Genomic DNA, 25,936 nt, shown 5'->3' with positions numbered 1-25,936 from the left:
ATGACAAGACCCTGACAGGAAGGCATGAGATGAATGATGTAAAAAATCCTGAGAACCAACGATTATTACTCACACTCAGGAACATTGTTGGCAAAAAAAATATCCTTACCGAATCCCATAAAACAGAACGTTATCGCAAAGGCTTCCGCTCAGGAGTGGGTGATGCCATTGCCGTTGTATTCCCAACCACGTTACTCGAACAGTGGTATGTATTTAAAGCCTGTGTCGAAGCTGACAAAATTGTGATCATGCAAGCGGCAAACACGGGGCTCACTGAAGGCTCAACCCCAAGCGGTTATGATTATGATCGCGATATCGTCATTATCAGCACGTTACGCCTAAACCAAATTCAAGTCCTACCCGAATTTAACCAAGTGGTTGCGATGCCTGGCAGTACGCTCTATGACCTCGAAAAAATCCTCAAACCACTGGGGCGTGAACCGCACTCCTTAATTGGCTCTTCATGTATTGGTGCATCCGTTGTGGGAGGGATCTGTAATAGTTCTGGTGGCTCCCTTGTGCGTCGTGGTCCGGCTTATACGGAGTTGGCCCTATATGGACGCGTCAATGAAGATGGCAAGGTTGAGCTGGTAAACCATTTAGGTATCGAATTGGGGAAAACTCCAGAAGAGATCTTAACCAACCTACAAAACCGTCGCTATAGCAGTGAAGATATCGAAAATAGTGAAAAGTTGGCATCCGATCATGATTACGCAGAACGCGTGCGAGATGTCGATGCAGACACGCCATCGCGCTTTAATGCGGATGAGCGTCGTTTGTTTGAAGCCTCAGGCTGTGCGGGTAAGTTAGCTGTTTTCGCTGTTCGCTTAGATACTTTCCCTGCGGACAAAGCCACACAAGTTTTCTATATTGGTTCAAACAATCCAGATGTCCTAGAAGACATTCGTCGCCATATTTTGAGTGAGTTTGAAAATTTGCCTGTCGCAGGTGAATATATGCACCGTGGCTGCTTTGATATTGCCGAAATTTACGGCAAAGATACGTTCTTAATGATCGATAAATTTGGCACCGACAAAATGCCAACCTTCTTTACCATTAAAGGACGTATGGATGCGGTGCTGAATAAAGTACCATTTCTGCCATCAAACTTAATTGACCGCACCATGCAGCTGCTAAGCAAACTGTGGCCATCTCATCTACCACCGCGCATGAAACAGTTCCGTGACCAGTACGAGCACCATTTAATGCTCAAAATGGCGGGGGACGGTATTGATGAAGCTAAAGTTTGGTTGAAATCCTTCTTCGCCACAGCCGATGGCGGCTATTTTGAATGCACACCAGAAGAAGGTGCAAAAGCATTCTTACATCGCTTTGCCGCTGCGGGATCTGCCGTTCGCTATCATGCCGTACATAATAATGATGTGGAAGATGTCCTACCGCTAGATATTGCACTAAGACGTAATGACCGTGATTGGTTTGAAAAATTGCCACCAGAAATTGAAAATCTGATTGTGCATAAATTATATTGCGGACATTTTATGTGCCACGTCATGCACCAAGATTATGTTTTGAAAAAAGGCGTAGATCCGAAAGAGCTGAAGCAAAAAATGTTGGAATTACTGGATGCGCGAGGCGCTCAGTACCCAGCAGAGCACAACGTTGGGCATTTATATAAAGCACCGGAACAATTGAAATCGTTCTATAAAGAGTCCGACCCAACAAATACCATGAATCCAGGTCTTGGAAAGACCACTAAGCGGAAACATTGGGAAGGGGATTGTGGTTGTGACCACTAGACCACTAAAAGATAGAAGATAATAAAATGGGCGGGTTTTCTGCCCATGAGATTGATCACAAAGAGGGATAAAAGCGTGGTTTTTCCCTCTTTGTGTTATCAGGCGAAAATCAACAAATTGATTTTCCTCGTTAATTTTACAACTCAAAAAGAGCCATTTTCATCCCTATCACTGACAATCAACTTGCTAATTCTGCGGCATAGTTCACTAAGGCTTTTAATTGCTGACAGCGTTTTTCATCTTCATGATGAACTTCCATGAGTAATTGAATTTGCTGTAGATAATCCGTTAAACGGCTCTCAGTAAAATAATCGCGGCGATGCTGTAACCAACGCTGTTGCTCATCATAAGAGAGTGTCGCAGGGAAATTGCGTGCCTTATAACGGAAAAATAGCTCCTTCATTCGCTTATCTTCAAAGCTAAGATCTAACGCAGGTAAATTCTGGGGTGGCGTTTCGCGAATAATATCCATCGTAGAGCGATCAGATGGGCTGAAAAAACCATTATAGATTTGGCTATCTACATCATTATTTTCTTCAAATTGTTGGGCGACGCTAAACAACTCAATCAGTTTATTACGCACATCAGGATTCTTACGTAACAGCTCTAAATTACGCATGCACAGGTCACGGTCAATGCCTGTACGTTCAGCATCTACTGTTCGCAAGGTCTTCTCAGGGGCAAGGATTGGGCATTTGTTAATATGTACCAGTTTAACTGGGACGGGTAGCTCGTCACCTAACTCAGCTTTCGGTGTGTATAAGCGCTCACGAAGTTCATCCGCATTTAACGTTAGTAGTGGCGACATATCTGCTGACAGGTCACACATAATCACCGCGTTTTTATTCTCAGGGTGCCAAGCGAGAGGGGCCACTAAGCTGACATAAGAGCGTACCGCGCCAAACATCCCCGATACATGAACTAACGGGGTCATATCCACGATGTCGATCAGCTGGTTAACTTTGTTTTTATTTCGCAGTTGATAGAAATAATCAAACATACGAGGTTGAGCTTGTTTCAGTAACTTAGCCATATTAATGGTGGCTAAAACGTCAGACATCGCATCATGGGCATTTTCATGAGCCACACCGTTGGCCTTGGTTAAGTGCTCAAGGCGTAAGCTAGGTAACCCGTCATCATTTTCTGGCCAATTGATCCCTTCAGAGCGCAGCGCAAAGCAAGCACGTAATGCATCCAATAAATCCCAGCGAGAATTACCTTGCTGCCAGCTATAGGCGTAAGGGTCATAAAAGTTACGATAAAAAATATTTCGCGTCACTTCATCATCAAAGCGAATATTGTTGTAACCCATAATGCAGGTGTTAGGTACGCTGAATGCGTTATGGATGCGCTTCGCAAATTCCGCTTCATTCATGCCGTTGGCCATTGCGATTTGCGGGGTAATGCCGGTTATCATTACCGCTTCTGGTTGAGGAAGATAATCATCCGTAGGTTTGCAGTAAAATACTTCAGGTTCATCGATGATGTTGAAATCTAAGTCTGTCCGCACACCCGCAAACTGAGCAGGGCGATCCAGAGCCGGATGCTTACCAAATGTTTCATAGTCATGGATAAAAAAGGTCGGCTGATTATGCTTATTTTTCAAAATGAGATCCATCGTCGATTTAGGTGAGAAATGCAAACGCATAACGGTTTGATGCTATGGTAAACCATCTGGCAGAAAATCTAAACTTATGTGGGGGATAGCGATTGCATTATATGGGATAGACACTAAATAAGAGCCTCTTGGCCGCCATCTTCATTAGCTTCAAGCAAAGCGTGCTCTAAATAATATTTAATAAGGTGGGGTTCATTTCGTAGAAGCTCAGCGATGGCATCGCTATGAAGGCGTGTTTTATCCATATTAACCTCAAAAGTAGTCTAGAAAAATTGAGTATAGAAAATAATCTGGATCAAAAAAATAGATGAACCTATACTAGATGTAAGAATATATCTTATACGAGAAAGCTTATGGCAAGAACAATGACAGTCGATCTCGGTGATGAACTTCGTGATTTCATCGATTCATTAGTTAATTCAGGTGATTACAGAACGCAGAGTGAAGTTTTACGTGATGCCTTGCGTTTACTTAAAGAAAAGCAAGCGCAATCCCATGTGCAAGAATTAAAAGATCTTATTGCTGAAGGATTGAGCAGTGGAACGCCAATCGCTTGGGATCAAACCAAATTCCTTCAACGGATGAAAGATAAGGTTAAAAATGAAAACGATAAATCTGACCCCAAAAGCGAATGAGGATTTAGAAGCTATTTGGTGATATAGCCAGAAGCATTTTGGGACTAAAAAGGCGGAAGAGTATCTCATTCGGCTCACTAACAGTTTTGAGTTGTTAGCTCACTATTGGTGTACAACGACGAGAGTTAGGACGAAATATATTCTCGTTACCCGTTGAGAATCATACTGTCTTTTTTATTCCTTCCAAATACTCCAAAACAGTGATCCGTGTATTGAATCAATACCAAGATGTTATGAGTAACATTAAATCAATAAAATAGCGAATGTATCTTGTAAGGTGACCCTAGAAGAAGGTATTGTGTTAATAGACAATACATTTTGATTATTGAATAGGGGATTTTAAACATGGACAACGCCAACAAACCAACTTTCCAGAATGTACTGGAATTTGTGCGTATGTTTCGTCGTAAAAATAAAATTCGTCGCGAAATCACGGATAACGAAAAGAAAATTCGTGATAACCAAAAACGTGTTTTGCTGTTAGATAACCTGAGTGAGTATATCAAACCAGGTATGTCCATTGATGATATCCATGGCATCATCGCAAACATGCGTAGCGACTATGATGATCGTATCGATGATTACATCATTAAGAATGCTGAGTTATCCAAAGAGCGTCGTGAGATCTCTAAAAAACTTAAAGAAATGGGTGAACTGGCGCGACCTGAAACTAAGTAATTGTCGTCTGATTTAATTTTAAGGAAGCTGAGCTATGTCTCAGCTTTTTTTTAGTAATAAAATGAGATGGTTCACTTAGTGATTAGTTGATTGGATTTAAAATGCATATATATTAATAACTTAATTTTATTATGAGTTTTCATTCGCATATGTGTTTTGTTATCATTAACTCTTTAGTTGGTAAGAAAGCACGCAATGAATAAACGATATTATATTAAAAATATGTACTGGGGATGGTTTATGGGTTTATTATTTTTATACTCTTGTTTAGATAATGAGCTTAAATATAAACCATTAATTATACTGATAAGTATTATTGGCATTGTAATTTTTCCGCTGGCTAAATGGGCTGTGGAAAGCTTTTTTTTAATTTTTACTACTAAAGAATTTTGGAGTAGAGGCTTGTTGATGGACACTCCAGGTAAGGCTGGAGGATTAGCTTTGTATCATGGTGTTGTTTTTTTCTTCGCAATTCCAATAACGTTAATATTTATAATAATTATCTTTATAAAAAGATGGCAGTAACCAAATGAACTGCCTTCTTGTGGCTTACTATAAACCAACTAGCTTATTTGCTTTTTCTACCAAGCTATCATCAATTAGAGACCCTATTCCGGCAAGTATAAGTCCATAGCCTAATATACCAACTGGTCCACCTAATAAAAAACTAAAACCTAAGCCAGCAATACCCGTAGCACTAATTCCTATTAATATAGTTTCTACTTTCACAAAAAATGGTCTCCAATTATCAGTTTCTACGGCTTTAACCAATTCAATTCTTAGGTCGTTAGCATCAATTGAATAGCTTACAAAGCCCATGCCTTTACTGAATTTTTTCAAGTTTTTTGCAATCTCATCAACGTTGAGTGATTCTAATGCTGATGCAATAATTTTCCGGTTTTTAGTATCGATCTTTTTATTAATATTAGTTTTATATTTATCATAAGCTCTTAATGCATCTTCAACATTACGAATCCTTTTTCCTCTGGATTGCTCCGCTATAGTTTTAGCCAGTTTTTCTGCTTTTTCTCCATAGGTATTAAAAACTTCTTTATAAAAATCAGTTGTAAATTTAACTGACTCCTTAATCTCCTCTGACTCTATTTTATTTATTTCATTTAAATCCTGCTCTATTTTCGGTTTCATCATTGGGTACAACCCGCCAAAAGAGCGCCAATAAATGGTATACATTAATTCAAGTTGTCCACTTTGATAGGCGCTTAACATTTTTTTATAAGGAGATGTCTTTTCGAAACGGCAATTACTGATCCCACAGACACCACATAATCCTTTTGCCATCGCATTCAGAATGTGGTCAGGAAGAATTCTGTTGTAACTTACATGAAGGGTTGGGAGTAGTAATACACCATCGCTTGCATAGGCATGGCCATTTTTCCAATGGTCTATTTGTGTATAATCATAATCCATAGAAATATCCTCATTAAGTGTGTTTTCCCACGGTACATATGTCTTTTATGCAAATGTACAATGCAGTTATCTACGATATTTCGTCAAAGGCTTTAAGATGATAAATTTCCTTAGTATTTAATAAATTACAACAGACTCAATTTTTATTGGGCAAAAAAAAGCCTTGATAGTTTCCTATCAAGGCTTTCGTCAGTAACTTGCTAAAATCAGAAACTAGCAGGTTTTGCCATTTCTGATGTCGCAACGTTGGCTGCTACATGTCCACCTGCGCCTTTAGATTCAAAGGTTGATGGCTCACGTTGATACTCTTTAATTTCAAAGTCTGAAGCCACTACAGCAGGCGCTGGGGCTTTCGTCATTGGTGAGTATGCATGACGTTTGTGTAAGCTAACTGCATTTGCTGTTGAAGCTGGTTCAATTACGGCGGTTTCAACAATTGCTGTAACTGCGGTTTCAATCACTACATCAGCAACGACAGGTTCAACAACAGTTTTGACCTCTTCAACGACTGCTGATTTTGTCTCTTCGATAACGTCGGCTGCGACACTCTCAACAATATTCTCAGCAACAACATTTTCAGGCACATCGCTTTCGATTGCTGAGGTTTCAACAACAACGCTGGCTTCAGTTTCTACTTTTGGTGCTTCGATAACAGTTTCAGTAACAACTGGGGCTTCAGTGAGCTCGGCTTTTACTTCAGCATGTTCAATTGGAGCAGCTACCACAGGGGCCTGAACGGTATTTTGTTGTTCCAGCATCTCTTCATTGGTCATGATAGCCATGCTTTCTTGTTGAGGCTGAACGACAGGGTAACGAATAAACACTTTACCAGAGGCTAATTCAGGGGAAGCTACAGCCGCCGCTAAAGGCATTGGTGATTTATTCAGATGACGTTCATCACGGTAACGGCGACGACGCTGACCACTCACACGCAGATGACGTGGTGAACGACGAGAACGGCGTGGAATGATGGTGTCTTGTTTTTCATCATCATCCAATTGTTCTGAGTTAGTCACTAAGTTGTCATCTTCGTCCAGCGAAACATGAGATTGTTTTTTCTCAACATTCACTGCTGCTGGTAATGCCGCAATCGGCGCAGATTTTTCTGCAACAACGGCGGTATCAGCAACCATTGACGTTTCTGCTGCTTGGTCATTGTCAGTCACACGAATTTTTTGTGTTAATTGACGACGTTGACGACGAGGAGCAACAGGACGTTGTTCTTCTTCATCTTTTTCTACAGCTGCATTATCAACAGCGGTTTGCTGGTTATCTTGCTGCGTTTTTGCAGTTTGTTGTTGACGTTTTTCATCTTGACGGCGGCGACGTTCTGCACGCTGATCACGACGTTGCTGCTGATTTTCGCGGTTTGCATTGTCAGTGGTTTGCTCTTCAACTTGGTTCGTATTTTTGTTATTACGTCCCTTGTTGCGGTTGGCAGCATCTTCAGATTGTGCATTGCGATTATTACGGTTATCGCGGTTGTCACGATTGTCGCGGTTATCACGATTTTCGTAATTATCATCGCGGTCGCGACGATTGTTATTACGGCGGTCGTTATTATTACGACGACGATCATTATTGCGGCGACGGTCATTGTTATTTTGACGTGGTTTTTGAGCCGGTTTTTCAACCGCTTTTTCTTCTTCAGCAAAGAGACCTTTAAAGAAAGCAGCAATTTTGCTAAATAAACCAACTTTAGGTTGTTCATCCACTTTGGCACGAACAGGTGCTTTAGCCGGAGCTTCTTTTGGTTTCAGTGCAGGAACTTCAACTGGCTCTTGCAGTGCAAATGCTGAAATAGCAGGTTGCTCCGGTGCTTTACGCTCAGTCGTCGCTTCTTCACCGTGGTTTAAAGTTTCAGTTTCATGATACTGGGCTAAGTTGTAACTCAGAGTTTGAACTTCTTCACCTTTACGGATACGGATGACGTGGAAGTGAGGTGTTTGCATCTGGTCATTCGGTACAATCACAACGCGCACGTTACGCTGACGCTGCTCAATTTCCGTGACTGCTTGGCGTTTCTCGTTTAACAGGTATGACGCGATTTGCACAGGGACAATCGCATGCACTTCATGGGTATTTTCTTTCAGTGCTTCTTCTTCGATTAAACGCAGTACTGACAGTGACAGCGATTCGTTATCACGGATAGTCCCCGTACCTGTACAGCGTGGGCAGACGTGATGGCTGGACTCACCTAGTGATGGGCTAAGGCGCTGACGAGACATTTCTAACAGACCAAAGCGTGAAATACGTGCGATTTGAATACGCGCACGGTCTTGGCGAACGGCTTCACGTAGGCGGTTTTCAACTTCACGTTGGTGGCGAACTGGGGTCATATCGATAAAGTCGATAACAATCAGCCCACCTAAGTCACGTAAACGTAATTGACGTGCAATTTCGTCAGCGGCTTCAAGGTTAGTATTGAATGCCGTTTCTTCGATATCACCGCCACGGGTTGAGCGTGAGGAGTTGATATCAATAGCCGTTAATGCTTCGGTTGTATCGATAACTAACGCACCGCCTGAAGGTAAACGCACTTCACGCTGGAACGCCGATTCGATTTGAGATTCGATTTGATAGTGACTAAACAGAGGTACATCGCCACTATAATGTTTAATTTTGCTAGCAAAATCACCACGACCAATCGCTTCGATATGGTTACGTGCCATCTCAACCACTTTCGGGTTATCGATCAGGATTTCACCGATGTCAGGACGTAAATAATCACGGAAAGCACGGACAATCACATTACTTTCTTGGTGGATTAAGAACGGAGCTGGACGGTTTTCAGCGGCTTTTTGAATCGCTTCCCAGTGGCGTAAACGATACAGTAAATCTTGTTGCAGGGATTCTGCTGATTTACCCACACCCGCAGTACGGACGATGAGCCCCATACCATCTGGAATTTCTAAGCAAGATAACGCTTCTTTTAATTCTGTACGATCTTCACCTTCGATGCGGCGAGAAATACCACCAGCACGTGGGTTGTTTGGCATCAGAACTAAATAACTACCCGCTAAGCTGATGAATGTGGTTAAGGCTGCACCTTTATTACCACGTTCTTCTTTATCAACTTGAACAATAACCTCTTGGCCTTCTTTAAGCACATCTTTGATGTTAGGACGACCTTGGGAGTGGTAATTGCTAGGGAAGTATTCGCGAGCGATTTCTTTGATAGGCAGGAAACCGTGTCTTTCAGCGCCATAATCAACAAAAGCAGCTTCGAGGCTTGGTTCAATACGGGTGATTTTACCTTTATAAATGTTGGCTTTTTTTTGCTCATGACCTGGGCTTTCAATATCCAAATCGTAGAGTCGTTGCCCGTCAACAAGGGCAACACGCAACTCTTCCTGTTGAGTTGCGTTGATTAGCATTCTTTTCATGTTATTACTTACTCATTATTTTTTAAATAATAAAGAGCAGCGAAAGAAGGAGCTACTGTAAACCGATGGCCTCATGATTTTTACAAAGCCGTCTACCTCTCGGCAGTCGTTCGTATAGAGACGCGCAGTATTCGGTGAACCTGATTTTTAGATTAAAAATTCAGCGTTCTTAATCAGGATGCCGTAGATTTCTTAGAAAACGGAGACTCCCAACCCAATAAGCTAAAATTCGTTGCTCGCTAATTTATTTGATTTAGTTAGATGTCTTACGCCATTGCAGCATCGTTACGCCATCAAATAATAAATTCCTACAGTATTACGTCTAACTTGTATTCTACTAGCTAAAAATAATTATAGCCGAAAGTGCAAAAACACCTAAAGCTAACATAGCAAAGCCAATTTTCGTTTTTAAACATCTTGGCGCCGCTTATTATTCCATTGCCAAGTGCATTATAGCAAGTGCAACGTAAGTTATATGGAAATTTTATTAAGAAATTGAGCCAATCATGCAGAAATTGACCAATTTAAAAAAAAACATAAAAAAATTCGTGGAGTCGGTATGATATAACGATGTAAGTGAGACTATTTATTCATCAATCAGAGTTAACGCATTCCCGAATGAAAACAGAAAACCAAGTCCAATTTATTGATATTAGCGATGACGAAGCAGGGCAACGCATTGATAATTTCTTGCTGAGCAAGTTAAAAGGTGTTCCTAAGAGCATGATTTATCGCATCATCCGTAAAGGTGAAGTGCGCGTCAACAAAGGGCGAATTAAGCCTGAATACAAACTACTCGAAGGGGATCAAGTTCGCGTGCCGCCAGTGCGTGTGGCTGAACGTGAAACCGCACCTGTTTCAGCGAAATTGGATAAGGTGGCAGCATTAACAGATTGCATTCTATTTGAAGATGAATCTATTCTAGTCATTAATAAGCCATCAGGTACCGCGGTTCATGGTGGCAGTGGATTAAGCTTTGGCGTGATTGAAGGGCTGCGCGCATTACGTCCAGAAGCCCGCTTTTTAGAGCTGGTACATCGTTTAGACAGAGATACTTCCGGCATCTTATTGGTTGCTAAAAAACGTTCGGCGTTACGTGCGCTTCACGAACAATTACGCCTGAAACAGATGCAAAAAGATTATTTAGCGTTAGTGCGCGGTAATTGGCAGTCACATACTAAAGTTGTGCAAGCGCCGTTATTGAAAAATATTTTACAAAGTGGTGAGCGTATTGTTCGAGTGAGTAGTGAAGGCAAGCCTTCTGAAACACGCTTTAAAGTCGAAGAACGTTTTGAAAATGCAACGTTAGTTAAAGCGAGCCCAGTAACCGGGCGCACTCACCAGATCCGCGTGCATACTTTGCATGCAGGCCATCCAATTGCTTTTGATGATCGTTATGGTGATAGGCAATTTGATAGCCAGCTGGCAGATACAGGGCTGAAACGTTTGTTTTTGCACGCGTATTCACTGAAATTTACTCATCCTAAAACAGGTGAAGAGATGCGAGTCGTTGCGCCGTTACATAACGATTTGAATCAGTGCCTGAAAGTCTTGAGAGCGAAAAAAGCGCAGTAATAATGATAATAAAGGTTAGCAACTCCCGCAGGTTAGCTAACCTTATTATTTAGTCTAAGAGTGGATTGACGCCATGCTGGCGTAACATTTCCAGCAATAAAATAGTCGGCAAGCCAATCAGTGTGTTTGGATCTCGCCCTGAAAGTTTATCAAACAGGCTAATGCCTAGTCCTTCCGATTTAAAACTACCCGCACATTGATAAGGTTCGTCTTTATTTAGGTATTGGGTGATTTCTTCATCAGTGAGCTGTCTAAAATAGACATCGAAGGGTTCGCACTGGAGATTGAATTTACCTGTCGCACTATCTAATAAGCAAAGCCCAGTATAAAAAGTCACCCGATGACCTGACGCTGCCTTGAGTTGTTTAAAGGCATTATCAAAATTATGCGGCTTTCCGACGATTTTATCGTCGATGACGCAAACTTGGTCAGAGCCAATAATTAAATGTTGTGGATACCGTTGAGCCAATGCATTGGCTTTTTCGTGAGATAAGCGCATCACTAAAGCTTGAGCCGATTCCTGTAAAACAGGGGTTTCATCAATGTTGGGCGCGGCGGAGAGAAATGGGATACCCAACTTCTTCAGTAAGGCTTGTCGGTATTCAGAGGTTGACGCCAAAATAATCGATTTCATGATTTTTCTCGAAACTCATAGCCAAAAGGGTTAACTCATTTTAAACTATATCCGCTTAACCGGCGATTTTTTGGTGAAAAGGCGAGTTTATCCCGCCTTTTTCTTTGACTATAGTTCATTACAAAGTTAATATGCGCGCCTTATGCAAAAGGTAAAATTACCCCTGACTATCGATGCGCAGCGTGCAGCTCAGAAAAACCTCGACTATGTCGGGAGTTACACACCTGAGCAAGTTACACGAATTGCCGAATCAGTAGTCAGTGTAGATAGTGATGTTGAAAGCAAATTATCATTTAAAATTGATAATCAGCGCTTGACGGTCATAGAGGGGCATTCTGAATTGGATGTCACCCTACAATGCCAACGTTGCAGAAAAGATTTCAAACATCATGTCTACGTATCGTATTGTTTTAGTCCTGTCGTCAGTGACGAAAAGGCCGAAGCATTACCGGAACAGTATGAACCAGTTTATGTAGATGAATTTGGTGAAATAAATTTGCTGGGAATGTTAGAAGATGAAATAATTCTATCCCTACCAGTGGTTCCGGTTCATGATTCTGAACACTGTGAAGTGTCCGAAGCGGACATGGTGTATGGTGAACTACCTCCTGAGGTAGAGAAACCAAATCCATTTGCCGTATTAGCCAGTTTAAAGAAAAGTACTTAAGGAGTAAGGTCAATGGCCGTACAACAGAATAAACCAACTCGTTCAAAACGCGGTATGCGTCGTTCACATGATGCACTGACTGCTACCCTAGTTTCTGTAGATAAAACTTCCGGTGAAACTCACCTGCGTCACCACGTGACTGCAGATGGTTACTACCGTGGCCGTAAGGTTATCAGCAAGTAATTGTTGATACTTTGGCTAGTCTAACCATCGCGTTAGATGCCATGGGCGGGGATGTTGGTCCCCGCGTCACGGTGCCTGCTGCATTGCAGGCACTGGCATCTAATCCAGCATTAAAATTACTGCTTGTCGGTCAACCCGAAGCCATTCATCCCTTGCTTGCACAACAAAGTGCTGAGCAAATTTCGCGTATCGAAATTATCCCTGCTGAAAACGTCATTGCTAACGATGCTAAGCCATCCCATGCAATTCGCCAAAGCAAAGGGACATCAATGCGAGTGGCATTAGAGTTAGTGAAAACAGGTCAAGCGCAGGCTTGCGTGAGTGCAGGTAATACGGGTGCATTGATGGGCTTGGCAAAATTGATGTTAAAATCAATTGAGGGTATTGAACGCCCAGCGTTAATGACCATTTTGCCAAATCAGAAAAAAGGAAAAACCGTTGTCCTCGATTTAGGGGCTAACGTGAATTGCAGCAGTGAAATGCTCGTGCAATTTGCAGTGATGGGTTCAGTGATGGCGGAAGAAGTTGCCAACATCAATCAACCTAAAGTCGCTTTACTCAATATTGGTGAAGAAGAGAGTAAAGGGCTGGACAATATCCGCGAAGCCGCCGCTATGTTAAAAGAAACGGCGTCAATTAATTACATTGGTTATGTTGAAGGCAACGAGTTGCTGACAGGTAAAACAGATGTATTAGTGTGTGACGGCTTCGCAGGTAATGTCTCACTAAAAACAATGGAAGGGGTGATTCGTGTCATTCTTTCATTGTTAAAATCAGCCGGTGAAGAGAACAAAAAAAGCAGTTGGTTTATGCAACTCGCTAAGAAATGGTTGAAAAAACGGCTAATGAAGCGTTTTGGGGATATGAACCCCGACCAGTATAACGGCGCGACTCTGTTAGGATTAAAAGGGATTGTCATCAAAAGTCATGGCGCAGCGAATGAGAATGCGTTTAAAGCCGCGATTGAACGTGCGGTACAGGCTGTTGAACGACAAGTTCCCGAAAGAATAACAGCTCGACTTAATATTGTTTTACCCAGGAGTGATCAATAACCTATGTACAGTAAAATATTAGGAACAGGCAGCTATTTGCCATCGCAAGTTCGTACCAATGCTGATCTGGAAAAAATGGTTGATACTTCTGATGAATGGATTGTAACGCGTACGGGTATTAAAGAGAGACGAATTTCAGCTGACGATGAGAACGTGTCCACAATGGGTTTCCAAGCAGCAAAAAATGCGCTGGAAATGGCACAGGTCGACAGCAGTGAAATTGGTTTAATTATTGTCGCGACAACATCCGCAACTCACGCATTCCCAAGCGCTGCATGTCAAATTCAGCAAATGCTGGAAATTAATGACTGTGCGGCATTTGATGTAGCAGCAGCTTGCGCTGGTTTTACTTATGCTATCAGTATCGCTGATCAGTTCGTTAAAACGGGCATGACTAAAAAAGCATTGGTGATTGGTGCGGATGCGTTATCTAAAACGTTAGACCCGAATGATCGCGGAACCATTATTCTATTTGGTGATGCTGCGGGCGCTGTGGTAATTGGCGCTTCTGAAGAACCGGGTATCATTTCTACACATCTGCACGCTGATGGGCGTTATGGAGATTTACTCTCCTTACCAAACCGTAGCCGCTGTTCAGATGACCAAGCTTACTTGTCCATGACAGGTAACGAAGTATTCAAAGTTGCTGTGCGTGAATTAGCCCATATCGTTGATGAAACATTGGCGCAAAACGACATAGCAAAAGAAGAACTTGATTGGTTAGTACCACATCAAGCAAATTTACGAATTATTTCCGCGACCGCAAAAAAATTGGATATGACCATGGATAAAGTGGTTGTTACGCTGGATCGTCATGGAAATACTTCTGCGGCATCAGTCCCAACAGCACTCGATGAAGCAGTGCGTGATGGTCGCATTCAGCGTGGCCAATTAGTGTTATTAGAAGCATTTGGTGGCGGCTTTACTTGGGGCTCCGCACTGGTTCGTTTTTAATTTACTGAGAAAACAAACATGACACAATTTGCTATGGTATTCCCGGGACAAGGTTCCCAGTCTTTAGGAATGTTAGCTGATTTAGCAGAACAAAATCAGCTGGTTAAAGAAACATTCGCTGAAGCGTCTGAAGCATTGGGTTACGATCTCTGGGCACTAGTTCAAAATGGACCCGAAGAAGAGTTAAATAAAACATGGCAGACTCAACCCGCATTATTAGCAGCGTCTGTAGCTATCTTCCGTGTTTGGCAAGCAAAAAATGGCAAAATGCCTGCATTGATGGCAGGTCACAGCCTTGGCGAATATTCAGCGCTAGTTTGTGCGGGCGTTATCGACTTCAAACAAGCCATTAAATTAGTGGAACTGCGCGGTAAACTAATGCAAGAAGCGGTTCCTGAAGGCACGGGCGCAATGTATGCAATCATCGGTTTAGATAACGAATCTATCGAGAAAGCATGCAAGGATGCAGCACAAGGGCAGGTGGTTTCACCTGTTAACTTTAACTCACCGGGTCAAGTTGTTATTGCGGGTGAGAAAGCTGCGGTTGAGCGTGCAGGTGCTGCTTGTAAAGAAGCCGGCGCAAAACGTGCATTGCCACTGTCTGTTAGCGTGCCTTCCCACTGTGCATTAATGAAGCCAGCTGCAGATAAATTAGCTGAAGCATTAGAAAAAATTGAATTTTGTGAGCCGACCTATCCAGTTATTAACAACGTTGATGTTAAAATGGAAACGTCTGCGAAAAATATCCGTGATGCATTAGTGCGCCAATTATATAATCCGGTGCGCTGGACTGAAACAGTCGAATTCATGGCAGAACAAGGCATTGAGCAATTGGTTGAGATGGGTCCAGGTAAAGTCCTGACTGGTCTAACCAAGCGAATTGTCTCTAATTTAACTGCCGTTGCAGTCAATGATCCTGTATCATTAGACTCGGCTTTAGAAACTATCTGAGGACGACAATGAGCTTTGAAGGAAAAATTGCACTGGTAACTGGTGCTAGCCGTGGGATCGGTAAAGCGATTGCTTTAACCTTGACTGCACGCGGTGCGACCGTTATCGGTACTGCAACAAGCGAAAAAGGCGCGCAAGCAATTACTGCCTATTTAGATGGCAAAGGTAAAGGCTTAGCGTTAAACGTGACAGATCCAGCATCAATTGAAGAAACATTGACCCAGATCCGTGCGGAATTTGGCGAAATTGATATTTTAGTTAATAATGCTGGTATTACGCGTGATAACTTATTGATGCGTATGAAGGATGATGAGTGGCAAGATATTATTGACACGAATCTTTCATCCGTTTACCGTTTGTCTAAATCCGTTTTGCGTGCCATGATGAAAAAGCGTTGTGGGCGTATTATTTCTATCGCATCTGTTGTGGGTGTCATGGGAAATGCGGGACAAACAAACTACGCGGCAGCGAAAGCTGGGCTGATTGGTTTTAGTAAATCATTAGCTCGAGAAGTCGCTTCTCGTGGTATCACTGTTAACGTTGTAGCGCCTGGTTTTATCGAAACTGATATGACTAAGGCATTGACAGACGAACAACGTGCAGGCATTTTATCTCAGGTTCCTGCGAATAGACTGGGTGATGCACAAGAAATTGCCAGTGCTGTAGCATTTTTAGCTTCTGACGAAGCTGCTTACATCACAGGTGAAACATTGCATGTCAATGGTGGCATGTACATGATCTAAAGAAATGAGGGAACCATTTGCATATTTTTGTGTTATCTAATACAAAATTATGCAAAATAATGGTTTCCACAGCCGGGATTGGGTTGTATCTTTTCCTGTATTTCATAAACTACGAAAACCATCGCGAAAGCGAGTTTTGATAGGAATTTTAATAGTATGAGCACTATCGAAGAACGCGTTAAGAAAATCATCGTTGAACAACTGGGTGTTAAAGAGGAAGAAGTTGTGAATACAGCTTCATTTGTTGATGACTTGGGCGCTGATTCTCTTGACACAGTAGAACTGGTTATGGCTCTGGAAGAAGAGTTCGATTGCGAAATCCCTGACGAAGAAGCTGAAAAGATCACTACAGTACAGGCTGCAATTGACTACGTCAAAGCATCTGAGTAATAGCGGTAAAACTTATCTAGGCGATCATTCGATCGCCTATGTTTCTTTTGTAACTAATTCCCTCCTTGGAGGACATACGTGTCTAAGCGTCGTGTAGTCGTAACCGGACTGGGCATGTTATCTCCTGTCGGCAACGCAGTTGAGTCATCATGGAAAGCTGTTTGTGACGGACAGAGTGGTATCAGCCTAATCGATCATTTTGATACTACTAACCACGCAACTAAATTTGCTGGCTTAGTAAAAGATTTCAACTACGAAGATTTTGACATCTCTCGCAAAGATGCGAAGAAGATGGACCCATTTATTCAATACGGTATTGCTGCGGGCTATCAAGCTATCAAAGATGCTGAATTGGAAGTAACAGAAGCCAATGCTACTCGTATCGGTTTGGCGATTGGTTCTGGTATTGGCGGGTTAGGTCTCATTCAAGACAACTGTGAATCTATGTTACACGGCGGTCCTCGTAAAGTGAGCCCATTCTTCGTACCTTCAACAATCATCAATATGGTTGCTGGTCACTTAAGCATTATGTATGGCTTCCGTGGTCCTAGCATCTCAATCGCTACTGCATGTACCTCTGGTGTTCATAATATTGGGCACGCAGCACGTATGATTGCGTATGGTGATGCTGATGTGATGTTGGCAGGTGGTGCCGAAAAAGCAACAACACCATTAGGTGTCGCTGGCTTTGGTGCAGCGCGTGCATTATCAACCCGTAATGATGACCCACAAGCGGCTAGTCGCCCATGGGACAAAGACCGTGACGGTTTTGTTCTGGGTGATGGTGCAGGGGTTATCGTACTTGAAGAATATGAACATGCTAAAGCGCGTGGTGCGAAAATTTACGCAGAAGTCGCAGGCTTTGGTATGAGCAGTGATGCTTACCACATGACGTCACCACCAGAAAATGGTGAAGGCGCTGCATTAGCGATGGTGAATGCGCTAAATGATGCAGGCATTAAGCCAAGTGATATTGGCTATATCAATGCTCACGGTACATCAACACCAGCAGGTGACTTAGCGGAAGCGCAAGCGGTTATCTCTGTATTTGGTGAAGACACGAATGTATTAGTCAGTTCAACAAAATCCATGACAGGTCACTTATTAGGTGCTGCGGGTGCGATTGAATCTATCTTTACTATTCTGTCTCTGTGTGACCAAATCATTCCACCAACAATCAACTTAGATAATCCTGATGAGGGTTGTAAGCTTGATTTTGTTCCGGGTGAAGCCCGTAAAGTTGAAAACATGGAGTATGCTCTGTGTAACTCATTCGGCTTTGGTGGTACTAACGGTTCCTTAATTTTCCGTCGTTATCACGCGGAATAATCAATAATACCGTGCATTTCTAAGCTCCAGTGTCTTTGATACTGGGGCTTTATTTTTACCTTCTTTTTGCAGTACTCTTTGCTTTAGTTTATGATATTACACACTATGTTACTGCCTGATTTATCAGCTTTTATTATAAGAAATGGTCATGACTTATTGGGTTAACAGGGTTTCTTGTCAACAAATTGATATTACCGATCGCGCTATCGCCTTTGGTGATGGCTGCTTTACGACTATCCATGGTGTGAATCAACAAGCAAAGATGTTAGATAAGCACATTTTACGCCTACAGCAGGATTCTGCTCGTCTCAAATTACCGGTGATAGATTGGCCACAACTGACGCGACATATTGAAGAGGTTTGTGAGCAGCAAACGGATGAAGAGTTTGTGGTGAAAGTCATGTTAAGTCGTGGTCAGGGCGGTCGAGGTTATAGCTCTCAAGGATTTGAACATCCGACAATTATCGTGATGGTTTCTCCTTTCCCAAAACACTACGCAGCATTACAGTGCCAAGGGGCGTCGTTGTTGCTCAGTCAAATTCCATTAAGCCGCAATCCACTCTTAGCTGGCATGAAGCACTTAAATCGATTAGAGCAAGTGTTGATCCGCCAAGAAATTGATGATGCAAAATTAGACGAGGCCGTGGTGTTAGATACGAATGGCGCCATCGTTGAATGCTGTAGCGCCAATATTTTTTGGCGTATAGGGCGTGATGTTTACACTCCGATTCTTAGTCACTCCGGCGTCAATGGATTAATGAGACAAAAGATCATAGCACAGCTCAATAATAGTCAGTACCATCTGGCAGAAGTCGAGCGCTTTCCCGCCATTTTGACTCAATGTGATGAAGTGATTATTTGCAATGCTTTAATGCCTGTTTTACCGGTGAAAAGTATTCGGTTTTCAGAAGATAAAACAATCCGTTATCAATCAAGAGAACTGTTTGAGTATTTACTATTACAGCGACAAATTTAAAGCTGATAACTATTTAACTTATATCATTCATCGACAAACAATTATTCATCGACAAACAATGCACTTAAGTGACCCATAATGAAATTAGCGAAAAAAATAACACTGATTGTCTTTGTCCTTGCGGTTATTGGCGCGATTGTGGTGTATCTGCAATATCGCCAAATTCTTGATTATGCGAAAAAGCCCATAAACATTGTCCAAGAAACAATTTTTACTGTGCCTTCTGGAACAGGGCGAGTGGCCTTAGAAGCGTTGCTTATCAAAGAAAAATTCATTGAAGAAGGGCATAATTTCCAACTTCTTCTTAAAGCGCGTCCTGAATTAGCTCAATTCAAAGCGGGCACCTATCGCTTACAGCCAAATATGACTGTGGAGCAATTATTAGCGTTGATCGCCAGTGGAAAAGAAGCACAATTTAGTATTCGTTTTATTGAAGGTAACAAATTGGCTGATTGGAGCAATATTTTGCGTGATGCTCCCTATATGCAACATAAAACTCAAGATGCTACGCCAACTGAGCTTTATGCCATGCTGGATTTTAAAGAGGGAGATAACCTCGAAGGTTGGTTATACCCCGATACCTATTTATACACTGCGGGAACCAGCGACGTTGAGATACTCAAGCGCGCTTATAAACGCATGCAAGCTGCGGTGGACGAAGAGTGGAAAGGTCGCGATAAAGATCTACCCTATAAGAATGCCTATGAAATGTTGATCATGGCATCGATTGTTGAAAAAGAGACTGGCGTGGACAACGAACGTGCGCAGGTTGCTTCGGTGTTTGTGAATCGCTTGAAGAAAAATATGCGCTTACAAACAGATCCTACGGTTATCTACGGGTTAGGGGAAAACTATCGTGGTAAAATTTACCGTAGTGATTTGGATAACTATACCGCGTATAACACGTATAAAATCGATGGTTTACCGCCAACACCAATTGCCATGCCGGGTCTGGCTTCGATAAAAGCGGCAGCTCATCCAGCAAAAACAGATTATTTATACTTTGTCGCCGACGGTACAGGCGGACATACTTTTAGTCGCAATCTTAACGACCATAACCGCGCTGTTAAGGTTTACCGACAAATTGAGCAAAAGAATTGATAAACGAAATGAAAAACCAATTTATTGTTATTGAAGGATTAGAAGGTGCGGGTAAAACGACGGCAATCAATACCGTTGTTGACACATTAAAACAAGCTGGCATCCATGATATGGTGTTTACCCGTGAACCGGGTGGTACGCCGCTTGCGGAAAAACTACGTGAATTGATAAAGCAAGGCATTGAAGGTGATAGAGTCACCGACAAAGCTGAGCTATTAATGTTGTACGCGGCGCGTGTTCAGTTAGTTGATACCGTCATCAAGCCTGCGCTTTCTGCAGGAAAATGGGTTATCGGTGACAGACACGATTTATCCTCCCAAGCTTATCAAGGTGGTGGCCGTGAAATCGATCGCCATTTAATGGCTTCATTAAGAGACCTCGTCCTTGGTGAATTTAAACCTGCACTGACGCTCTATTTAGATTTACCGCCAGAATTGGGTTTACAACGCGCCCGCTCTCGCGGTGAATTAGACCGTATTGAGAAAGAATCACTGGCTTTCTTTGAACGTACCCGAGCGCGTTATTTAGAATTGGCAGCGGCAGACGACACGATTTTAACCATCGATGCGAGCCAAAATATTGAACAGGTGCAAGCCGATATTCGCAGTACTTTACTGACGTGGCTGGCAAAATAAGGCACTAATGATGAATTGGTATCCGTGGCTTAATGAGACTTATCGTCAATTAATTAGCGCCTATCAAGCAGGACGTGGACACCACGCGTTGTTGATTCACTCAATAGCGGGCAATGGGGCTGAGGCATTAAGCTATGGCGTGAGCCGTTGGTTGATTTGCCAAGATAAAGACGGTTTAAAAAGCTGTGGAGAGTGCCATAGCTGTCGCTTAATGTTGGCAGGTACACATCCTGATTATCATGTTCTAGAGCCTGAAAAAGGGAAAACAACCATCAGTGTTGATGCGGTTCGTAAACTGACAGAAACGTTAAGTGGTCATGCACAGCAAAGTGGTGCAAAAGTCATTTCCATTCCCGATGCACAAGCACTGACGGATGCCGCGGCTAATGCGCTGCTCAAAACCTTAGAAGAGCCCGCAGGGCAAACCTACTTTTTATTAGGTTGTGAAAAAATTGATAGTTTGCTGGCGACATTAAGAAGTCGCTGTTTAACTCATTTTTTACCTGCACCGGATCAGCAAGTTGCGTTGTATTGGCTGCAAAAACAGCAGGCGGGCTTATCCGCAGAAGATGCTGTGACTGCGTTAACATTGTGTCAAGGTGCTCCTGTTGCCGCATTACAGTTGCTTAAGCCGGAGCAGTGGCAACGACGTCAGCTATTGTGCAATGAGTTAGAGCAGAGCTTACGTCAGAAAGATTTTTTAAAGCTTTTGCCAGCGTTAAATACTGACAATGGACCTGAATGCATTAATTGGCTACTCGGGTTAATTGCCGATGGCATAAAATTGCAGCAAAAAGCAGGGCAATATGTTGTTAACCAAGATAAAATGGCGTGCGTCACTTTGTTGGCTACATCCATGAGCAGCTCGCAGCTATTGGATGTGTATAGCCAGTGGCAAGGGTGTCGTTACCAGCTATTAACCGTGCCTGCACTGAATCAGGAATTGATCCTGACCAACCAATTATTACACTGGGAAGCGTTATTCGCTTCGCCTTCAAGATAAAAAGAGTAGACTATGTTTGTTGTTGATTCACACTGCCATCTCGATTGTTTAGATTACGAAAAACTACACACTAACGTCGATGATGTTATTGCAAAGGCATCTGCACGAGATGTCGGCTTTATGTTAGCCGTGGCAACCACTTTGCCAGGTTTTGAAAGCATGAAACAGTTAATTGGAAAGCGCGACAATGTCGCGTTTTCTTGCGGTATTCATCCATTGAACTTGGATGAAGGTTATGATTTTGAAAAATTGGCGCAATTAGCGGCGGGCAGTGAAGTGGTCGCGCTCGGTGAAACGGGCTTAGATTACTATTATCAGCAAGAGAATGCGGCACTACAGCAAGAGTCATTTCGTCAGCATATTCGCATTGGTCGTCAAGTGAATAAGCCCGTGATTGTGCATACTCGTTCCGCTCGAGAAGATACACTGACTATTTTACGTGAAGAGAAAGTTGACGAGTGTGGCGGTGTGTTGCATTGCTTTACGGAAGACCAACAAACGGCCATCGATTTACTGGATTTAGGGATGTATATCTCTTTTTCTGGTATTGTCACGTTCCGTAATGCTGAACAGATCCGAGAAGCAGCGCGAGTTGTGCCATTAGATAGAATTTTAGTGGAAACAGATTCACCTTATTTAGCCCCAGTACCGCATCGTGGTAAAGAGAACCAACCTGCGTATGTGCGTGATGTGGTGGAGTATATGGCTGTATTGAAAGGGGTGAGTGTTGAGGAAATGGCACAAATTACCACAGAAAACTTCAACCGTTTATTCCATTTACACGTTGGGCAATAAATAGATAACGATTAAATTATTAAGGAATTTGTCATGGCAGAAGAGACTATTTTCAGTAAAATTATTCGACGTGAAATCCCGTCTGAGATCGTCTATCAAGACGAACTGGTCACTGCATTTCGTGATATCGCGGCACAAGCACCGACGCATATTTTGATTATTCCGAACAAATTAATTCCAACCGTGAATGATGTGACGATTGATGATGAGCTGGCATTAGGTCGCTTATTTACCGTGGCGGCGAAAATTGCGAAAGAAGAAGGGATTGCTGAAGATGGCTATCGCCTGATTATGAACTGTAACAAGCATTCAGGGCAAGAAGTCTTCCACATTCATATGCACTTAGTGGGTGGACGTCCATTAGGCCCATTGTTGGCTAAGTAATTCATCATGAAACGTGCTGCATCAACCTTAAAATACATCGCCACACTGAGCTTACTCATGTTGTTTCTCAGTGGTTGTGCTTGGAATAAAAAAACAGGGTTATCATTTAATGATCAGCAGCGCATCGTGATGGAGCCTTCCGTGCTAGCAGCGGGCGTGATTGTAGAAAAACCAGTGATCAAGGTCGGTAGTGTAACGGCGACCGCAACTATCAATATGAGCAATATTGAAAAGAAACCGGTCACTGTGATGTATCGTATCTTTTGGTATGACGAGCAAGGACTGAGAGTGGATTCAACAAAGAGTCAATCTCAAGTCATCCCTGCTAATTCGTCAGTGATGCTAAAAGAGGTCACAACATCCCCGCTTGCACGTAATGCGCGTATCTATGTTTTCTTACCTTCAATAGCTGGAGAGTCACAATGAAACGGATCTTATTGGTCGCAGCAGCAGCATTTATTTTGGCAGGTTGTCCGTCAGTCCCTCAAGGGCCTAAACCCCCGATTGTTCCAGTTGAACCGAGTGTAACACCGAAACAGCCTGAAAAGCAGCCGGAATTAACACCTCCACCACCAACAGACACAGTACCGATGCCACCAAAGCAGCAAACCATTGATTGGGCTGGGGCATTACAGCCGTTAGTCAAGAAAATGGTGGCGGACGATGGTGTTGAAAGTGGCAAAGTTTTGCTGGTCGATTCTGTCAAAAATAATACCAGCGGAAGTTTACCTTCACAGGCAGTCACGGCTGCATTAACCAGTGAAGTCATGAAAACCAATAAGTTTAAAGTGGTTCCTCAAGGCGTCGTCAGTGCTGCCCGTAAAACATTGGGACTGTCGCAGGATGATAGTCTGGTAACTCGCAGTAAAGCGATTGGTTTAGGACGTTACGTCCAAGCGCAATATGTGATTTACAGTGTCATGTCAGGCTCTTCTAAAGAACGCAGCATTGAAATGCAGTTAATGGACGTGCAAACCGGTGAGATTGTGTGGTCTGGAAAACAGAGTATTGAGTAATCAATCATCACTGTTTGCATTACTTGCTGAATGCTTCCCAGCTGTTTTAGCATCATGCTGGGAAGTCTCGCCATTAGCAGGGTTATCAGGTGGCAGCTATTTAGTTGAAAAGCGATACGCTACTCAAACTCAAGATACGGTTCCTTCCATCAAATTAATCGCCCGCTCAGATGGGCAAGCGCAAAATGCGTTGTATGTTAATCGCCGTAAAGAAGCGCATATTCTTAAGCAACTGAAAGATTTTCCTTATTCACCTCAAGTCATCGGGCGTAATACCCATTGGTTATTATTGGAATGGGTTGATGGAGACCATCCTAGCTGCGAACAATTTCTTTCCTCTGAATTTCAAAAAAACTTGGCAGAGATCGTTGCTAAGCTCCATAATCATGACGTATTAAATTACCGATTACCGTTACGTAATGAGATTGCTCATTATGGCTATTTAATTGATAATAAAAGAGTCTCTGCACGCTGGAAGCGGGTACATCGTCGCTTTCTACGCACGCCAATGCCAAAGGTATTAAAGCTCGCACCCGCTCATATGGATATTCATCCGGGCAATGTGCTGTGTGAGCAAGGGGTACCAAAAATGCTGGTGGATTGGGAATATGCGGCAAATACCGATATTGGTTTGTCCCTAGAAACCTATTTTCAATTCAATAGCTTGACGGTAGAACAGCGAGATTATTTCTTGACGCAATATTGCTACACCTATGGCGCCTATAAAGATAAATTCCGTTTGGCAGAGCACTGCCTGCAATGGGAGCCGTGGGTCAAATACATGACGTTAATGTGGTATGAAGTCCAGTGGAGCCAGCGTCAAGAAGCGCAGTTTTTAAACGATTCCTCCCCATTACGAGACTATTTTGGTCTTTGATTGGGTAATATAAAATCTCCGTGAATACACGAGAATTTGTGAAAATTAATCAAGTGAGGCATGTTATGGGTCCGATAATGCTGGATGTTCAGGGTTATGAACTGGACAACGAAGAGCGTGAAATTTTAGCTCATCCACTGGTAGGCGGGTTGATTTTATTTACTCGTAACTTCCATGATGCGGCACAGTTGCGTGAGTTAGTGCGACAAATCCGTGATGCATCAAGACACCGTTTATTGATTGCTGTGGATCAAGAAGGTGGCCGTGTACAGCGTTTTCGTGATGGGTTTACCGCATTACCTTCTGCACAAGCTTTTGCTGAACTGAACAATCAGATGGATGGTGCTAAATTAGCACAAGAAGCAGGCTGGTTAATGGCCGCAGAAATGATTGCTATGGATATCGACATTAGCTTTGCACCTGTGCTGGATTTAGGGCATGAAAGCATCGCCATTGGTGAGCGTTCATTCCATGCAGATCCTGAAATTGCGATGATGATGGCAGAGCGTTTTATTCGCGGTATGCACAGCGCAGGAATGAAAACCACAGGTAAACACTTCCCTGGGCATGGCGCCGTCAAAGCAGATTCCCATAAAGAAACGCCACGAGATGATCGCCCACTCGAGCAAATTCGTGGCAAAGATATGTCTATTTTTAAAGACTTTATTCAGCGTGAATTGCTTGATGCGATTATGCCTGCTCACGTGGTTTATACTCAAGCGGACGACCGTCCTGCGAGTGGTTCACCATTCTGGCTAAAATCGGTATTACGTGAGCAGCTTGGTTTCGATGGCGTTATCTTCTCTGATGACTTATCGATGGAAGGTGCTGCCATTATGGGAAGTTACCCAGAGAGAGCGAAAGCCTCATTGAATGCGGGCTGTGACATGATCCTTGTTTGTAATAATCGAGAAGGTGCGGTGAGCGTACTGGATAATTTACCGAAACAAAGTGACAGCCGCGCTTCTAAGCTGTACCACAGTGGCCGCCAGTATTCACTGAATGAGCTACAATCGGTGGATCGTTGGAAGCAAAGTCACCGTCAATTAGTCGAATTACATGAAAAATGGCAAGAACACCGTAACCGCTAATTAAACTGTGTTGAAATTGAACCGATGGGATAATGACCCATCGGTTTTTTTTATCCTAAATTCACTGAATAAGTTACG

At 42.8% G+C, this 25,936-nt stretch carries 28 protein-coding genes; 23 read left to right on the top strand and 5 right to left on the bottom strand.

What is annotated here, in order from left to right; genetic code table 11:
* Positions 1-29 precede the first annotated feature (29 nt).
* Positions 30-1,757 carry a D-lactate dehydrogenase gene (gene dld / locus GKR61_RS05980; RefSeq protein ID WP_036953044.1) on the top strand — a complete coding sequence of 576 codons (1,728 nt, stop codon included), beginning with the start codon at positions 30-32 and terminating at the stop codon, positions 1,755-1,757.
* 178 nt (positions 1,758-1,935) lie between these two features.
* Here the strand turns inward: dld and sbcB are convergent, their stop codons facing one another.
* Both sbcB and GKR61_RS17800 read right to left on the bottom strand, forming a co-directional pair.
* Positions 1,936-3,375, bottom strand: coding sequence for an exodeoxyribonuclease I (gene sbcB / locus GKR61_RS05975; RefSeq protein ID WP_154599497.1), 1,440 nt, complete (start codon positions 3,373-3,375; stop codon positions 1,936-1,938).
* Positions 3,376-3,488: 113 nt separating this feature from the next.
* Positions 3,489-3,620 (bottom strand): hypothetical protein, encoded by a 132-nt coding sequence (locus GKR61_RS17800; protein ID WP_255427171.1) that lies wholly within the window; start codon positions 3,618-3,620, stop codon positions 3,489-3,491.
* A gap of 108 nt (positions 3,621-3,728) precedes the next feature.
* Here GKR61_RS17800 and GKR61_RS05970 point away from each other — a divergent pair, with 108 nt between their 5' ends.
* The 3 genes from GKR61_RS05970 to GKR61_RS05960 all read left to right on the top strand — a co-directional run bounded on the left by GKR61_RS05970 (position 3,729) and on the right by GKR61_RS05960 (position 5,213).
* Positions 3,729-4,010: a type II toxin-antitoxin system ParD family antitoxin gene (locus GKR61_RS05970; protein ID WP_036953050.1), complete on the top strand. Its 282-nt coding sequence runs from the start codon at positions 3,729-3,731 to the stop codon at positions 4,008-4,010.
* A 345-nt stretch (positions 4,011-4,355) separates the two neighbouring features.
* Positions 4,356-4,688, top strand: a complete 333-nt coding sequence (gene tmaR / locus GKR61_RS05965) for a PTS system regulator TmaR (RefSeq protein ID WP_036953053.1) — start codon at positions 4,356-4,358, stop codon at positions 4,686-4,688.
* A gap of 195 nt (positions 4,689-4,883) precedes the next feature.
* A complete protein-coding gene (locus GKR61_RS05960) occupies positions 4,884-5,213 on the top strand; it encodes a colicin E1 family microcin immunity protein (protein ID WP_036953056.1) in 330 nt (109 codons plus the stop codon).
* Positions 5,214-5,240: 27 nt separating this feature from the next.
* Here GKR61_RS05960 and GKR61_RS05955 read toward each other — a convergent pair whose 3' ends face one another.
* Together GKR61_RS05955 and rne are read right to left on the bottom strand one after the other, a co-directional pair.
* Positions 5,241-6,116 carry a colicin-like pore-forming protein gene (locus GKR61_RS05955; protein WP_154599454.1) on the bottom strand — a complete coding sequence of 292 codons (876 nt, stop codon included), beginning with the start codon at positions 6,114-6,116 and terminating at the stop codon, positions 5,241-5,243.
* A 206-nt stretch (positions 6,117-6,322) separates the two neighbouring features.
* Positions 6,323-9,502: a ribonuclease E gene (gene rne / locus GKR61_RS05950; RefSeq protein ID WP_154599455.1), complete on the bottom strand. Its 3,180-nt coding sequence runs from the start codon at positions 9,500-9,502 to the stop codon at positions 6,323-6,325.
* A gap of 618 nt (positions 9,503-10,120) precedes the next feature.
* On the opposite strand from rne, the gene rluC reads away from it, so the two are divergent.
* Positions 10,121-11,077, top strand: a complete 957-nt coding sequence (gene rluC, locus GKR61_RS05945) for a 23S rRNA pseudouridine(955/2504/2580) synthase RluC (RefSeq protein WP_036953062.1) — start codon at positions 10,121-10,123, stop codon at positions 11,075-11,077.
* 49 nt (positions 11,078-11,126) lie between these two features.
* Here the strand turns inward: rluC and GKR61_RS05940 are convergent, their stop codons facing one another.
* On the bottom strand, positions 11,127-11,711 hold the full coding sequence (locus GKR61_RS05940; RefSeq protein ID WP_036953065.1) for a Maf family protein: 585 nt from the start codon (positions 11,709-11,711) through the stop codon (positions 11,127-11,129).
* A gap of 142 nt (positions 11,712-11,853) precedes the next feature.
* Between GKR61_RS05940 and yceD the strand changes: the two genes are divergently transcribed.
* The 18 genes from yceD to nagZ all read left to right on the top strand — a co-directional run bounded on the left by yceD (position 11,854) and on the right by nagZ (position 25,858).
* Positions 11,854-12,378 carry a 23S rRNA accumulation protein YceD gene (yceD, locus tag GKR61_RS05935; protein WP_036953067.1) on the top strand — a complete coding sequence of 175 codons (525 nt, stop codon included), beginning with the start codon at positions 11,854-11,856 and terminating at the stop codon, positions 12,376-12,378.
* A gap of 12 nt (positions 12,379-12,390) precedes the next feature.
* Positions 12,391-12,561: a 50S ribosomal protein L32 gene (gene rpmF / locus GKR61_RS05930; protein WP_006660802.1), complete on the top strand. Its 171-nt coding sequence runs from the start codon at positions 12,391-12,393 to the stop codon at positions 12,559-12,561.
* 11 nt (positions 12,562-12,572) lie between these two features.
* The gene (gene plsX, locus GKR61_RS05925) at positions 12,573-13,613 is read left to right on the top strand and encodes a phosphate acyltransferase PlsX (protein WP_071992158.1); all 1,041 of its coding nucleotides are present in this window, start codon (positions 12,573-12,575) and stop codon (positions 13,611-13,613) included.
* A 3-nt stretch (positions 13,614-13,616) separates the two neighbouring features.
* Entirely contained in the window at positions 13,617-14,567 is a 951-nt protein-coding gene (locus GKR61_RS05920) for a beta-ketoacyl-ACP synthase III (protein ID WP_036953071.1), read from the top strand.
* 18 nt (positions 14,568-14,585) lie between these two features.
* Positions 14,586-15,518, top strand: coding sequence for an ACP S-malonyltransferase (fabD, locus tag GKR61_RS05915; RefSeq protein WP_036953073.1), 933 nt, complete (start codon positions 14,586-14,588; stop codon positions 15,516-15,518).
* Positions 15,519-15,526: 8 nt separating this feature from the next.
* Positions 15,527-16,261, top strand: coding sequence for a 3-oxoacyl-ACP reductase FabG (gene fabG / locus GKR61_RS05910; RefSeq protein ID WP_036953075.1), 735 nt, complete (start codon positions 15,527-15,529; stop codon positions 16,259-16,261).
* Between the two features lie 156 nt (positions 16,262-16,417).
* On the top strand, positions 16,418-16,651 hold the full coding sequence (acpP, locus tag GKR61_RS05905; RefSeq protein ID WP_006660807.1) for an acyl carrier protein: 234 nt from the start codon (positions 16,418-16,420) through the stop codon (positions 16,649-16,651).
* A 78-nt stretch (positions 16,652-16,729) separates the two neighbouring features.
* The gene (gene fabF / locus GKR61_RS05900; protein WP_036953077.1) at positions 16,730-17,980 is read left to right on the top strand and encodes a beta-ketoacyl-ACP synthase II; all 1,251 of its coding nucleotides are present in this window, start codon (positions 16,730-16,732) and stop codon (positions 17,978-17,980) included.
* Between the two features lie 148 nt (positions 17,981-18,128).
* Complete coding sequence (gene pabC / locus GKR61_RS05895) at positions 18,129-18,956, top strand: aminodeoxychorismate lyase (protein ID WP_036953079.1); 828 nt, start codon at positions 18,129-18,131, stop codon at positions 18,954-18,956.
* A gap of 78 nt (positions 18,957-19,034) precedes the next feature.
* The gene (mltG, locus tag GKR61_RS05890; protein ID WP_154599456.1) at positions 19,035-20,057 is read left to right on the top strand and encodes an endolytic transglycosylase MltG; all 1,023 of its coding nucleotides are present in this window, start codon (positions 19,035-19,037) and stop codon (positions 20,055-20,057) included.
* A gap of 8 nt (positions 20,058-20,065) precedes the next feature.
* Positions 20,066-20,692, top strand: coding sequence for a dTMP kinase (gene tmk / locus GKR61_RS05885; protein ID WP_036953082.1), 627 nt, complete (start codon positions 20,066-20,068; stop codon positions 20,690-20,692).
* A 10-nt stretch (positions 20,693-20,702) separates the two neighbouring features.
* A complete protein-coding gene (holB, locus tag GKR61_RS05880) occupies positions 20,703-21,695 on the top strand; it encodes a DNA polymerase III subunit delta' (RefSeq protein ID WP_154599499.1) in 993 nt (330 codons plus the stop codon).
* Positions 21,696-21,707: 12 nt separating this feature from the next.
* Positions 21,708-22,490, top strand: coding sequence for a metal-dependent hydrolase (locus GKR61_RS05875; RefSeq protein ID WP_036953086.1), 783 nt, complete (start codon positions 21,708-21,710; stop codon positions 22,488-22,490).
* Between the two features lie 33 nt (positions 22,491-22,523).
* Positions 22,524-22,874 (top strand): purine nucleoside phosphoramidase, encoded by a 351-nt coding sequence (gene hinT, locus GKR61_RS05870; RefSeq protein ID WP_036953089.1) that lies wholly within the window; start codon positions 22,524-22,526, stop codon positions 22,872-22,874.
* Positions 22,875-22,880: 6 nt separating this feature from the next.
* Positions 22,881-23,300 carry a YcfL family protein gene (locus GKR61_RS05865; RefSeq protein WP_036953092.1) on the top strand — a complete coding sequence of 140 codons (420 nt, stop codon included), beginning with the start codon at positions 22,881-22,883 and terminating at the stop codon, positions 23,298-23,300.
* A complete protein-coding gene (gene lpoB / locus GKR61_RS05860; protein WP_036953094.1) occupies positions 23,297-23,890 on the top strand; it encodes a penicillin-binding protein activator LpoB in 594 nt (197 codons plus the stop codon). Before GKR61_RS05865 ends, lpoB begins: the two co-directional genes overlap by 4 nt.
* Positions 23,883-24,767 carry a phosphotransferase gene (locus GKR61_RS05855; RefSeq protein ID WP_036953096.1) on the top strand — a complete coding sequence of 295 codons (885 nt, stop codon included), beginning with the start codon at positions 23,883-23,885 and terminating at the stop codon, positions 24,765-24,767. Before lpoB ends, GKR61_RS05855 begins: the two co-directional genes overlap by 8 nt.
* Before the next feature lie 53 nt (positions 24,768-24,820).
* Entirely contained in the window at positions 24,821-25,858 is a 1,038-nt protein-coding gene (gene nagZ, locus GKR61_RS05850; protein WP_410431081.1) for a beta-N-acetylhexosaminidase, read from the top strand.
* Positions 25,859-25,936 lie beyond the last annotated feature (78 nt).

The organism is Providencia sp. wls1916, assembly GCF_009706585.1.
Classification (GTDB): Bacteria; Pseudomonadota; Gammaproteobacteria; order Enterobacterales; family Enterobacteriaceae; genus Providencia; species Providencia lanzhouensis.
The sequence above is the reverse complement of the archived record's forward strand: the minus strand, read 5'-3'. Positions and strand labels throughout refer to the sequence as shown.